Annotated in this window: 22 protein-coding genes; all 22 read left to right on the top strand. The window is 68.1% G+C overall.

The genetic code is table 11. From position 1 onward, the window contains the following. A partial coding sequence (tuf, locus tag VI056_14925) for an elongation factor Tu (GenBank protein ID HEY6204314.1) occupies window positions 1–256 on the top strand: 256 nt, incomplete at its 5' end. Between the two features lie 11 nt (window positions 257–267). Beyond that, the gene (rpsJ, locus tag VI056_14920) at window positions 268–576 is read left to right on the top strand and encodes a 30S ribosomal protein S10 (GenBank protein ID HEY6204313.1); all 309 of its coding nucleotides are present in this window, start codon (window positions 268–270) and stop codon (window positions 574–576) included. Between the two features lie 11 nt (window positions 577–587). Beyond that, the gene (gene rplC / locus VI056_14915; GenBank protein HEY6204312.1) at window positions 588–1,268 is read left to right on the top strand and encodes a 50S ribosomal protein L3; all 681 of its coding nucleotides are present in this window, start codon (window positions 588–590) and stop codon (window positions 1,266–1,268) included. After that, complete coding sequence (gene rplD, locus VI056_14910) at window positions 1,268–2,182, top strand: 50S ribosomal protein L4 (GenBank protein ID HEY6204311.1); 915 nt, start codon at window positions 1,268–1,270, stop codon at window positions 2,180–2,182. The genes rplC and rplD overlap by 1 nt, the downstream gene beginning before the upstream one ends. Beyond that, window positions 2,179–2,469 carry a 50S ribosomal protein L23 gene (locus tag VI056_14905; GenBank protein ID HEY6204310.1) on the top strand — a complete coding sequence of 97 codons (291 nt, stop codon included), beginning with the start codon at window positions 2,179–2,181 and terminating at the stop codon, window positions 2,467–2,469. The genes rplD and VI056_14905 overlap by 4 nt, the downstream gene beginning before the upstream one ends. A 3-nt stretch (window positions 2,470–2,472) precedes the next feature. Further along, window positions 2,473–3,309, top strand: a complete 837-nt coding sequence (gene rplB, locus VI056_14900; protein ID HEY6204309.1) for a 50S ribosomal protein L2 — start codon at window positions 2,473–2,475, stop codon at window positions 3,307–3,309. Beyond that, window positions 3,306–3,605 carry a 30S ribosomal protein S19 gene (gene rpsS / locus VI056_14895; GenBank protein HEY6204308.1) on the top strand — a complete coding sequence of 100 codons (300 nt, stop codon included), beginning with the start codon at window positions 3,306–3,308 and terminating at the stop codon, window positions 3,603–3,605. Before rplB ends, rpsS begins: the two co-directional genes overlap by 4 nt. A gap of 2 nt (window positions 3,606–3,607) precedes the next feature. Next, a complete protein-coding gene (gene rplV / locus VI056_14890) occupies window positions 3,608–3,946 on the top strand; it encodes a 50S ribosomal protein L22 (protein ID HEY6204307.1) in 339 nt (112 codons plus the stop codon). Then, window positions 3,947–4,696 (top strand): 30S ribosomal protein S3, encoded by a 750-nt coding sequence (gene rpsC / locus VI056_14885; GenBank protein ID HEY6204306.1) that lies wholly within the window; start codon window positions 3,947–3,949, stop codon window positions 4,694–4,696. A gap of 2 nt (window positions 4,697–4,698) precedes the next feature. After that, window positions 4,699–5,154, top strand: coding sequence for a 50S ribosomal protein L16 (gene rplP, locus VI056_14880; GenBank protein HEY6204305.1), 456 nt, complete (start codon window positions 4,699–4,701; stop codon window positions 5,152–5,154). Then, window positions 5,138–5,323 carry a 50S ribosomal protein L29 gene (gene rpmC / locus VI056_14875; GenBank protein ID HEY6204304.1) on the top strand — a complete coding sequence of 62 codons (186 nt, stop codon included), beginning with the start codon at window positions 5,138–5,140 and terminating at the stop codon, window positions 5,321–5,323. The genes rplP and rpmC overlap by 17 nt, the downstream gene beginning before the upstream one ends. Continuing rightward, window positions 5,316–5,924 (top strand): 30S ribosomal protein S17, encoded by a 609-nt coding sequence (rpsQ, locus tag VI056_14870; protein ID HEY6204303.1) that lies wholly within the window; start codon window positions 5,316–5,318, stop codon window positions 5,922–5,924. The genes rpmC and rpsQ overlap by 8 nt, the downstream gene beginning before the upstream one ends. Then, complete coding sequence (gene rplN, locus VI056_14865; protein HEY6204302.1) at window positions 5,921–6,289, top strand: 50S ribosomal protein L14; 369 nt, start codon at window positions 5,921–5,923, stop codon at window positions 6,287–6,289. Before rpsQ ends, rplN begins: the two co-directional genes overlap by 4 nt. Continuing rightward, window positions 6,289–6,627: a 50S ribosomal protein L24 gene (gene rplX, locus VI056_14860; GenBank protein HEY6204301.1), complete on the top strand. Its 339-nt coding sequence runs from the start codon at window positions 6,289–6,291 to the stop codon at window positions 6,625–6,627. Before rplN ends, rplX begins: the two co-directional genes overlap by 1 nt. Continuing rightward, on the top strand, window positions 6,628–7,200 hold the full coding sequence (gene rplE / locus VI056_14855) for a 50S ribosomal protein L5 (protein HEY6204300.1): 573 nt from the start codon (window positions 6,628–6,630) through the stop codon (window positions 7,198–7,200). It abuts the gene before it with no gap. A gap of 9 nt (window positions 7,201–7,209) precedes the next feature. Continuing rightward, window positions 7,210–7,395, top strand: a complete 186-nt coding sequence (locus tag VI056_14850) for a type Z 30S ribosomal protein S14 (GenBank protein HEY6204299.1) — start codon at window positions 7,210–7,212, stop codon at window positions 7,393–7,395. A 127-nt stretch (window positions 7,396–7,522) separates the two neighbouring features. After that, window positions 7,523–7,918 carry a 30S ribosomal protein S8 gene (rpsH, locus tag VI056_14845; protein ID HEY6204298.1) on the top strand — a complete coding sequence of 132 codons (396 nt, stop codon included), beginning with the start codon at window positions 7,523–7,525 and terminating at the stop codon, window positions 7,916–7,918. Between the two features lie 64 nt (window positions 7,919–7,982). Further along, a complete protein-coding gene (gene rplF, locus VI056_14840) occupies window positions 7,983–8,534 on the top strand; it encodes a 50S ribosomal protein L6 (GenBank protein ID HEY6204297.1) in 552 nt (183 codons plus the stop codon). Window positions 8,535–8,545: 11 nt separating this feature from the next. Beyond that, on the top strand, window positions 8,546–8,950 hold the full coding sequence (rplR, locus tag VI056_14835) for a 50S ribosomal protein L18 (protein ID HEY6204296.1): 405 nt from the start codon (window positions 8,546–8,548) through the stop codon (window positions 8,948–8,950). Next, window positions 8,950–9,471: a 30S ribosomal protein S5 gene (gene rpsE, locus VI056_14830; GenBank protein ID HEY6204295.1), complete on the top strand. Its 522-nt coding sequence runs from the start codon at window positions 8,950–8,952 to the stop codon at window positions 9,469–9,471. The genes rplR and rpsE overlap by 1 nt, the downstream gene beginning before the upstream one ends. A gap of 8 nt (window positions 9,472–9,479) precedes the next feature. After that, on the top strand, window positions 9,480–9,686 hold the full coding sequence (gene rpmD, locus VI056_14825) for a 50S ribosomal protein L30 (GenBank protein ID HEY6204294.1): 207 nt from the start codon (window positions 9,480–9,482) through the stop codon (window positions 9,684–9,686). Continuing rightward, entirely contained in the window at window positions 9,683–10,135 is a 453-nt protein-coding gene (rplO, locus tag VI056_14820) for a 50S ribosomal protein L15 (protein HEY6204293.1), read from the top strand. Before rpmD ends, rplO begins: the two co-directional genes overlap by 4 nt.

The following is a 10,135-nucleotide window of genomic DNA, read 5'->3' as shown; positions in this document are numbered from 1 at the left end:
CGTGCTCTCCAAGGAGGAGGGCGGCCGGCACACCCCGTTCTTCAACGGCTACCGCCCGCAGTTCTACATCCGCACCACCGACGTCACCGGCTCGGCCGAGCTGCCGGCGGGGACCGAGATGGTCATGCCCGGCGACAACGTCTCGCTCACCGTCACGCTCATCACCCCGATCGCTCTCGAAGAGGGTCTGCGCTTCGCCATCCGCGAAGGCGGCAAGACCGTCGGCGCCGGCGTGGTGACGAAGATCCTGGAATGAGCGACCGATAGATGGCAAAACAGCGCATCCGGATCCGGCTCAAGGCCTACGACCACAAGCTGATCGACCAGTCCGCGGCGCAGATCGTGGAGACCGCGCAGCGCACCGGGTCGACGGTCACGGGCCCCGTGCCGCTGCCCACGCGCATCGAGAAGTTCACCGTGATCCGCAGCCCGTTCATCTACAAGGACTCGCGTGAGCAGTTCGAGATCCGGACGCACAAGCGCCTCATCGACATCAACGATCCCTCGCAGAAGACGGTCGACGCCCTCATGAAGCTGAACCTTCCGGCCGGCGTCGACATCGAGATCAAGCTCTAAAGGACCGAGAGATGACCGACGAGACCGCTCCGACAGAAACGAAAGAGACGGACGAGACAGGCGCGGCACCGGCGATGGCGAAGGCCGTCATCATCGGTCGCAAGGTCGGCATGCTCCAGCACTTCCGGCCCGACGGGTCGGTCGTCGGCGCGACGGTCATCGCGACCGAGTCGAACCTCATCACGCGCGTGGCCACGAAGGAGCGCGACGGCTACACGGCGCTCCAGATCGGCTTCGGCGCCGTCGCCGAGAAGAAGATGACGAAGGGCGAGCGCGGCCACCTGAAGGATCTGCCGCCGCTCAAGCACCTCCGCGAGGTCCGCGTGGACGATGTGACCGGCTTCGCCGCCGGGCAGCGCATCGGCGTCGAGAACTTCGCGGTCGGCGACAAGGTGCACGTGACCGGGATCTCCAAGGGCAAGGGCTTCGTGGGTCCGGTGCACCTGCACCACTTCACGCGCGGACCGAAGTCGCACGGCTCCGACCACCTCCGCCGTCAGGGCTCCGTCGGCGCGGGCACGACGCCGGGCCGCGTGCTCAAAGGACTGCGCATGGCCTCGCACCAGGGCGTCGACCGCGTGACCGTGAAGAACCTGAAAGTGCTGCGCGCTGACAGCGAGCGTTCGCTGCTCATCCTCTCGGGCGCCATTCCCGGTCCCCGCAACGGGGTCGTGATGGTGAAGAAGGCCTGATGGCGAAGACCGAAGAGACGAACAAGAAGACGACCGCGGCGAAGCCGGCGGCGAAGAAGACCACGGCCGCGAAAGCAGCGCCGGCGAGAGCCACTCCGGCGAAGAAGACGACCGCCGCGAAGGCGACGCCGACCAAGCGTGTCATCGCGCGGCCGATCACGCGCGTCGCGCGTCGGCCCGAGCCCGCGCGTACGCGGCAAGAAGCGCGTGAGGAGCAGCCGAAACGCGAGAAGGTCGCGGCCCGTCCGCTGCCGACCGCGCCCGTGGGCGAGGCGCCGCTCATCGCCGCAGACGGCTCGTCCTCCGGTTCCATCGCGCTGCCCGCGGCATTCCTCAAGGGAGCCTCGCGCGCCGCAACGCTCTTCCAGGCGTTCATCGCCGAGCGCGCGAACGCGCGCCAGGCGACCGCCGCGACGAAGAACCGCGCGCGCGTCACCGGCGGCGGCAAGAAGCCGTGGGCCCAGAAGGGCACCGGCCGCGCGCGTCAGGGAAGCATCCGCTCGCCGCTGTGGCGCCACGGCGGTGTCGTGTTCGGCCCCAACGGACGCCAGTACGCGCAGCGCATGCCCGAGAAGATGCGCCGCGCCGCGTTCGGCGAGGCCGTGAGCGAGCGTGCCGCGGCTGGTCGCGTCTTCGTGCTCGAGGAGCTCCGGTTGGACGGGGAGCGCCCGCGGACGCGCGAGTTCGTCGCGTGGCTCGGCAAGATCGGTGACACCGGACGGACGATGGTCATATCGCCGGAGCTCGATGAGCGGATCGGTCGCGCGGTCGCGAACCTGCCCGACGTCGAGCTGCGCACGCCGATGTCGCTGCGCCTTTCTGATGTGATGGAGTCGGACACCCTCCTCGTCACGCGGCCCGCCCTCGAGGCGCTCGCGGTACGTGCCGGCGAGCGCGCGGTGGCGCGGTCATGAGAGGCACTTTGGTCCTGCTGCGGCCGGTCATCACCGAACGCTCGATGACCGAGACGAACACTGGCCGCTACACCTTCGAAGTGGCGCGCGATGCGACGAAGCAGGAGATCGCAGCCGCGGTCGCCGAGGCGTTCAAGGTGGATGTCGTCGACGTGAACACCATGACCGTCCGCGGCAAGGAGCGGCGCCTCGGGCGCCGTATCGGGCGGCGACCGGACTGGAAGAAAGCCATCGTCACGATCGCCGAGGGTCAGAAGATCGAGCGCTACTTCGTGGAAGGGGTCTAAGGGATGCCGCTGAAGCAATACAAAGCGTTCACGCCGGTCCGCCGCTTCCGGCAGTCCGCGTCGTACGCCGAGATCACGAAGAGCAAGCCGGAGAAGAGCTTGACCGAGCGCAAATTGCGGCAGGCCGGTCGCAACGCGCAGGGCCGCGTGACGACGCGCCACCGCGGCGGCGGCGAGAAGCGGCGCTACCGGATCGTGGACTTCAAGCGCACCAAGGACGGGATCCCGGCGCGCGTGCTCGCGATCGAGTACGACCCGAACCGCTCGGCGCGCCTCGCCCTCCTCGTCTACCGCGACGGCGAGAAGCGCTACATCCTCGCGCCGAACGAGCTCAAGGTCGGCGACACCGTGCTTTCCGGCCCCGAGGCCGAGGCGCGCGTGGGCAACTGCCTCCCGCTCGAGAACATCCCGACCGGCACGACCATCCACGGCGTCGAGCTCCAGCCGGGCCGCGGCGCACAGCTCGTGCGCGCGGCGGGCGGCATGGCGCAGCTCGTCGCGAAGGAAGGCGAGTTCGCGCAGATCCGTCTGCCATCGGGTGGCATCCGCGTCGTCCAGGTGCGGTGCCGCGCGACGGTCGGTCAGCTTGGCAACGTCGAGCACGAGAACCAGAAGGTCGGCGGCGCGGGGCACAAGCGCCGCATGGGCTGGCGGCCGGCGGTCCGTGGCGTCGTGATGTCGCCGCGCGACCACCCACACGGTGGCGGCGAGGCGAAGTCGCCCGTCGGTGGCCAGGCGCAGACGCCCTGGGGCAAGCCCGCGATGGGCCTCAAGACGCGCCGCAACCCGAAGACGGATCGCTTCGTGACCGAGCGTCCGAAGAAGAGGAAGAGCAAGTGACGCGTTCCATCCGCAAGGGTCCCTTCGTACACGAGTCGCTCAAGAAGAAGATCGAGCAGCTCAACGCACGCAACGAGAAGAAGGTCGTCAAGACCTGGTCGCGCGCGTCGCTCGTGCTGCCGACGATGGTGGGTCACACGATCGCCGTGCACGACGGCCGGCGTCACGTGCCCGTCTTCATCACCGAGAACATGGTCGGCCACCGGCTGGGCGAGTTCGCGCCGACGCGCACGTTCCGCGCGCACGGTCGCGGCGCCGCAGCCGAGACCGCAGCTGTCGTGAAGCCGGGGGCATGACGATGGAAGTGCGCGCGTCCGCGAAGTTCCAGCGCTTCTCGCCACGGAAGGCGAGGCTCGTGACCGACCTCATCACCGGAAAGTCCGCTGAGGAGGCGATCTCGATGCTCGAGAACCTGCCGAAGGGCGCCGCCCTGCCGATCGGTCGCGTCGTGCGCTCGGCCGTCGCGAACGCGGAGAACAACTACAGCATGACGCTCGAGAACCTGTACGTGAAGCGGGCCATCGCCGACGAGGGTCCGCGCATGAAGCGCATCTGGATGCGCGGCCGCGGACGGCGCGACACGAAGCTGCGCCGCACGTGCCACATCACCGTGATCGTCGACGAGAGGAAGGCTTAAGTGGGTCAGAAAGTCCATCCGCTGGGGTTCCGCCTCGGATTCGTGAAGACCTGGAACGCGAAGTGGTACGCCGGGTCGAAGAACTACCCGGTGCTTCTCAAGGAGGACGTGTCGATCCGCTCGGCGATCCGCGCGCGCCTGCGCGACGCGGCGATCTCGCGCATCGACATCGAGCGCTCCACGAACCAGGTCACCGTGACGATCCATACCGCGAAGCCGGGCGTCGTCATCGGCAAGGGCGGCGCGAAGGTCGAGGAGCTGCGCCAAGTTCTTGGGAAGACAACGGGTAAGGCCGTGAAGGTGAACATCTTCGAGATCCGCTATCCGGAGCTCGATGCGGTCCTCATCGCGGAGAACGTCGCGCAGCAGCTGGAGCGCCGTGTGTCTTTCCGCAAGGTGCTCAAACAGACCGTCCTGCGTTCGATGAAGTCGGGCGCGAAGGGCGTGCGCGTCGCCGTCGCCGGCCGCCTCGGCGGCGCGGAGATGAGTCGCCGCGAATGGGAGCGCGAAGGTCGCGTTCCGCTGCACACGATGCGCGCCGACATCGAGTTCGGCCGCGCGATCGCCAAGACGACGTACGGCACGATCGGCGTGAAGGCCTGGGTGTACAAGGGCGACATCGAGCCAGCGCCGCGACAGGTCGCGCAGAACGCGCCCGGCGGGAATCAGCCGCGGCCCATCGCGCCGCCCGCGCCGGCTCCCGCGCCGGCACCAGTCGCACCGATCGCGCCGCCGGCGGTGGGGGTCTAACCGTGTTGCAGCCGAAACGACTGAAGCACCGCAAGTTCCAGCGCGGCCGCATGAAGGGTCATGCGCAGGCTGGGGCGACGCTCACGTTCGGCGACTTTGGGTTGCAGGCGCAGGAGCCGTGCTGGATGACGGCGCGCCAGCTCGAGGCCGCGCGGCGGGCGATCGTCCACCACTTCAAGCGTGGCGGCAAGGTCTGGATCCGCGTGTTCCCGGACAAGCCGGTCACGAAGAAGCCGGCCGAGGTCCGGATGGGCTCCGGAAAGGGCGCGCCGGACCACTGGGTCGCGGTCATTCGTCCCGGTCGGATCCTGTTCGAGGCCGCGGGTGTGAACGAGGCGCTGGCGAAGGAAGCGCTCAGGCTCGCGGCGTACAAGCTTCCGATCAAGACGAAGTTCGTGTCACGAGAGGGGCAGGAAGGGGGCGGCAGTGCAACTGAAGGACATGCGGCGGCTGTCTGACGACGAGCTCGCTGACGAGCTGAAGAGCGCGAAAGAGGAGCTCTTCGACTTCCGCTTCAAGCTGGCGACCCGCCAGCTGAAGAACTACCGCGGGCTGCCCGCTGCCCGCCGGCGTATCGCGCGCGCGCTGACCGTACTGCAGGAGCGAGAGAGAGCGACGAATGGCTGAGAAGACCACGAAGAAGACCACGGCCGCGAAGTCCGCCGCCACGAAGACAACGGCGGCGAAGAAGACCACGGCGGCGAAGAAGACGACCGCCGCCGCGCCGCGCGCCGCCGCAGCGACGGCCACCGCCGCGCGCCCCGCGGTGCGGAGGACCGTCACGACGCGCAAGCGCGCCGCCGCGACGGTGTCGCACGCCGCCGCAGCGACGCAGTCGGTCACTGGCTGGCGCCGTTTCCACCGCAAGACGAAGGTCGGCGTGGTGGTGTCGGCGAAGCAGGCGCGGACCGTGATCGTCACCGTCGAGCGGCAGCGCGAGCATCCGCTCTACAAGAAGGTCGTTCGCGTGCGTAAGCGCTTCGCGGCGCACGACGACGCGGGTGACGTGCGCGAGGGCGACCTCGTGCGCATCCAGGAGAGCCGGCCCTACAGCGCGACGAAGCGCTGGCGGGTCGTCGAGGTCATCTCGCGGATCGGTGAGGCAGGCGCAGCGGCGCCGCGCGTCGCCGACATCGAGAAGGCGCTCGAGGAGTCCGAGGGCGCCGCGGAGTTCCTGTCGAAGCCGGCCGTGGACGCCGACGAAGAGACGGAGGAGACCGAGGCTTGATCCGTCCGTACACGCGGGTTCGCGTCGCCGACAACACCGGAGCGAGGGAGCTCTCGGTGATCCGCGTGCTGGGCTCGTCCACGGGGACGTCCGCCGAGATCGGCGACGTGTTCATCGCCGCGGTGAAGAACGCCATCCCGAACTCCGGTGTGAAGAAAGGTGAGGTCGTGCGTGCGGTCGTCGTTCGCCAGACGAAGGAATACCGCCGGACCGACGGATCCTTCATCCGCTTCGACGACAACGCGGCGGTGCTGCTCAATCCGCAGAACCAGCCGCGGGGCACGCGCATCTTCGGCCCCGTCGCACGCGAGCTGCGCGAGCGCAACTTCATGAAGATCGTGTCGCTCGCGCCGGAGGTGCTCTAGTGGCGGGCAACCTGCGCATCCGCAAGGGCGACGAGGTCGTCGTCATCGCCGGCCGCGACCGCGGCAAGCGTGGCAAGGTCCAGGAAGTCGACGGCGTATCGGGCAAGGTCGTGGTCGCCGGCGTGAACATCGTGAAGCGCCATACCAAGCCGAATCCGTCCAAGAACAACAAGGGCGGGATCATCGACCAGCCGATGGCGCTGTCACTCGGCAAGGTCATGGTCATCTGCCCGCACTGCGGCGAGGCGACCCGCGTCGCACACCGCATCGAAGAGGACAGCAAAGAGCGCATCTGCAAGCGGTGCGGGGAGTCGATCGTGGTCGAGGAGAAGGAATAGATGGCAGTCGCGAGCGCGATGAAGGAGCGATACGAGTCGGCTCTGCGGGACGAGCTGCGTAAGCAGTTCGGGTTCAAGAACGTGATGCAGATCCCCAGGCTCGAGAAGATCGTTCTCAACATCGGGATGGGCGAGGCGATCGGCAACGGCAAGGCGATGGACGCCGCGGCGTCGGACCTCGCGCAGATCACGGGCCAGCGCCCGGTGGTCACGAAGTCCCGCCGCGCGATCTCGAACTTCAAGCTGCGCGTCGGAATGCCGATCGGCCTGAAGGTCACGCTGCGCGGCGAGCGCATGTGGCACTTCTACGAGAAGCTCGTGACCGTGGCGCTCCCACGCATCCGCGACTTCCAGGGCATTCCGGACCGCAGCTTCGACGGCCGCGGCAACTTCTCGCTCGGCCTCAAGGAGCAGCTCGTGTTCCCGGAGATCGACTACGACAAGATCGACCGTCTACGCGGCATGGAGATCACGATCGTCACGACGGCCAAGACGGATGAGGAGGCGCGCGCGCTCCTGCGCGGCCTCGGCATGCCGTTCAAGGCGCCCACGAAGGGGGTGGAAGGGGCCTAGCCCCAGCACATGGCGAAGAAGAGCTTGATCCTCAAATCCCAGCGGCCGCACAAGCACAAGGTGGCGGCCTACCACCGCTGCCAGATCTGCGGCCGCGCGCGCGGCTACATGCGCAAGTTCGGTCTGTGCCGGATCTGTTTCCGCGAGCGCGCGCTCATGGGCGAGCTGCCTGGCGTGACGAAGTCGAGCTGGTGAGATGGAAATGATGACGGACGAGACGACGACCCCAACGGAGACCGGTGACCTGCAGGCCGCGGATGCGAGCAGGATCGATCGGCCCGCCGCGAAGCGCGTCGCCGTGCAGAAGCCGAAGAAGCCGCGCATCGGCGGAGCGCCCAGCGATCCGCTCGCCGACATGCTCACGCGCGTCCGCAACGCCGCAGGCGCGCGGCACGAGACCGTGACGGTGCCGGCGAGCCGCACGAAGCTCGAGGTCGCAAAGATCCTGAAGGCGGAGGGCTTCATCAGCTCCTTCGACCAGCCGTCGGCGCGCGAGATCGTGCTGAAGATGAAGTACATCGGCGGCAAGGTGCCGGCGGTCTCCGGGCTCCGGCGCATCAGCCGTCCGGGCCTGCGCGTGTACGCGCGCAAGACAGAGATGCCGCGCGTGCTCGGTGGCCTCGGCGTCGCGATCGTCTCGACCTCGTCGGGTGTCATGACCGGGCGCGAGGCCGAGAAGAAGGGACTGGGCGGGGAAGTCCTCGCCTATATCTGGTAGGAATGTCGACTCATTCCATTCGTCAACATTCATACGTGCACCTCCTCCGGAGGTGCTGTAGCAGATGAGTCGTATCGGTCGTCTCCCGGTCACCGTCCCGCAGGGTGTCGACGTGAAGATCGATGGCCACACCGTGCGCGTGAAGGGTCCGAAGGGCGAGCTCGTGCGCACCTTCCATCCCGACGTGACCGTGTCGCGCGAGGACGGGTCGCTCGTTGTAAAGCGCAAGGACGACGAGAAAGCGAGCCGCGCGCTGCACGGCCTCACCCGCGCGCTCCTTCAGAACATGGTGACCGGCGTCACCGTCGGGTACGCTCGTGACCTCGAGATCAGCGGCACGGGCTATCGCGCCGTGCTCGCGGGAAAGAAGCTGCAGCTCGCGCTCGGCTTTTCGCACCCGATCGAGATCGATCCGCCGACCGGTGTCACGTTCGCGCTCGAAACGCCTCAGAAGCTGAAGGTCCAGGGCACCGACAAGCAGATGGTCGGCGAGATGGCGGCACGCATCCGCGCCCTGCGCGTGCCGGATCCGTACAAGGCGAAGGGCATCAAGTACGCGGAAGAGCGCATCAAGAAGAAGGCCGGTAAAGCCGGCAAGGTCGGCGCGAAGGCGTAGCGGGGAGAGAGATGGCGAAAGCGACGCGGCACGAAGGTCGGACACGGCGACACACGCGGGTGCGCGAGAAGGTGCGCGGCAGCGCCGCGCGTCCGCGCCTGGCGGTCTTCCGCTCGCTCGCACACATCTACGCCCAGCTCGTGGACGACGATGCCGGTACCACGCTGGCGGCAGCGTCTTCGTTGGACGTCCGGACGCCCCCGGCTTCGCCGGCGGCGTCCGAGCCCCAGTCAAAGGCCGCCAAAGACGCGAAGGGAAAGAAGACCGAGACCGCGAAGAGCGTCGGCGCGCTCCTGGGCGATCGCGCGAAACAGAAGGGCGTCACCGAGGTCGTGTTCGACCGCGGTGGCTACAAGTATCACGGAAGAGTGAAGGCGCTGGCCGAGGGCGTCCGCGCCGCGGGGGTCAAGGTCTGATGCCAAGGATCGATCCAACTCGTTTGGAGCTCACCGAGCGCGTCGTGCAGATCAACCGCGTGTCCAAGGTCGTGAAGGGTGGCCGCCGATTCAGCTTCTCCGCGGTGGTCGTCGTTGGCGACGGCCGCGGGCACGTCGGTGCGGGCCTTGGGAAGGCCGACGAGGTCCCCGAAGCGATCAAGAAGGGCATCGAAGACGCCAAGAAGCACCTCATCCTCGTGCCTCTCGTCGATCGCACGATCCCGCATCCGATCACCGCGGACTTCGGTGCGGCGAAGGTGCTGCTGCGCCCGGCATCGAAGGGCACGGGCGTGATCGCCGGCGGATCGGTACGCGCCGTCGTTGAGTCGGCGGGTATCAGCGACATCCTCTCGAAGTCGCTCGGCAGCACGAACCCGGTCAACGTCGTCATGGCCGCGATGAAGGCGCTCTCGGGTCTGCGCTCGTCGCAGCGCATCACGGAGATGCGCGGCGTCGACATCAGGCGCAACCGTGCCGAGCCCGAGCCGGTGGCGCCGTGACCCGCCTGGTGATCAAGCAGCATCGCAGCTCGATCGGAGAGAAGATCGCGGCGCGCCGCACGCTCGAGGCCCTGGGCCTTCGGCGGACCGGTCAGACCGTCGAGCAGACCGACTCGCAGGCCGTGCGCGGCATGCTTCGTCGCGTCGCGCATCTGGTCGAAGTAAGCGAACGGGGCGCCAAGCCGGCGACGGCCCGCAAGGAGTCCGCCACATGAGACAGCACGAGCTGCGCGCCCCGCACGGCGCGCGGAAGGCGCGGCGCCGCGTGGGTCGCGGCATCTCCTCCGGCCAGGGCAAGACCGCCGGAAAGGGAACCAAGGGTCAGCTGGCACGAAGCGGTCCGGGGATCCCGGGGTGGTTCGAAGGCGGCCAGACGCCGATCCACATGCGCATCCCGAAGATGCGAGGCTTCAAGAACACGCGCTTCCGGCACTCGTACGTCGCTGTGAACGTCGGTCGCCTCGGCGAGTACGCGGTCGACGGCAAGGTCACGCCGGAGACGCTCGCCGCGAAGGGCCTCGTTCGTCCCGACGCGCAGGTGAAGATCCTCGCTGACGGCGACGTGAAGGGCCGCTTCGAAGTGCACGCGCACGCGGTGTCCGAGACGGCGCGAAAGAAGATCGAATCCGCGGGCGGGTCGATCGTGATCATCGAGGGCGCGTAG

It is taken from the genome of Candidatus Limnocylindria bacterium, assembly GCA_036523395.1.
Taxonomy (GTDB): Bacteria; Chloroflexota; Limnocylindria; order P2-11E; family P2-11E; genus CF-39.
Note: the sequence above shows the minus strand (reverse complement) of the source record. Positions and strands in the feature narration are given on the sequence as shown.

Excerpts from the sequence above, each read along its gene's own strand:
- rpsE (HEY6204295.1), top strand. The coding sequence starts at position 8,950 with ATGCCAAGGATCGATCCAACTCGTTTGGAGCTCACCGAGCGCGTCGTG.
- rplV (HEY6204307.1), top strand. The coding sequence starts at position 3,608 with ATGGAAGTGCGCGCGTCCGCGAAGTTCCAGCGCTTCTCGCCACGGAAG.
- rplR (HEY6204296.1), top strand. The coding sequence starts at position 8,546 with ATGGCGAAAGCGACGCGGCACGAAGGTCGGACACGGCGACACACGCGG.
- rplO (HEY6204293.1), top strand. The coding sequence starts at position 9,683 with ATGAGACAGCACGAGCTGCGCGCCCCGCACGGCGCGCGGAAGGCGCGG.
- rpsQ (HEY6204303.1), top strand. The coding sequence starts at position 5,316 with ATGGCTGAGAAGACCACGAAGAAGACCACGGCCGCGAAGTCCGCCGCC.
- VI056_14905 (HEY6204310.1), top strand. The coding sequence starts at position 2,179 with ATGAGAGGCACTTTGGTCCTGCTGCGGCCGGTCATCACCGAACGCTCG.
- rpsJ (HEY6204313.1), top strand. The coding sequence starts at position 268 with ATGGCAAAACAGCGCATCCGGATCCGGCTCAAGGCCTACGACCACAAG.
- rpmC (HEY6204304.1), top strand. The coding sequence starts at position 5,138 with ATGCGGCGGCTGTCTGACGACGAGCTCGCTGACGAGCTGAAGAGCGCG.
- rplE (HEY6204300.1), top strand. The coding sequence starts at position 6,628 with ATGGCAGTCGCGAGCGCGATGAAGGAGCGATACGAGTCGGCTCTGCGG.
- VI056_14850 (HEY6204299.1), top strand. The coding sequence starts at position 7,210 with ATGGCGAAGAAGAGCTTGATCCTCAAATCCCAGCGGCCGCACAAGCAC.
- rplB (HEY6204309.1), top strand. The coding sequence starts at position 2,473 with ATGCCGCTGAAGCAATACAAAGCGTTCACGCCGGTCCGCCGCTTCCGG.
- rplF (HEY6204297.1), top strand. The coding sequence starts at position 7,983 with ATGAGTCGTATCGGTCGTCTCCCGGTCACCGTCCCGCAGGGTGTCGAC.
- rplD (HEY6204311.1), top strand. The coding sequence starts at position 1,268 with ATGGCGAAGACCGAAGAGACGAACAAGAAGACGACCGCGGCGAAGCCG.
- rplC (HEY6204312.1), top strand. The coding sequence starts at position 588 with ATGACCGACGAGACCGCTCCGACAGAAACGAAAGAGACGGACGAGACA.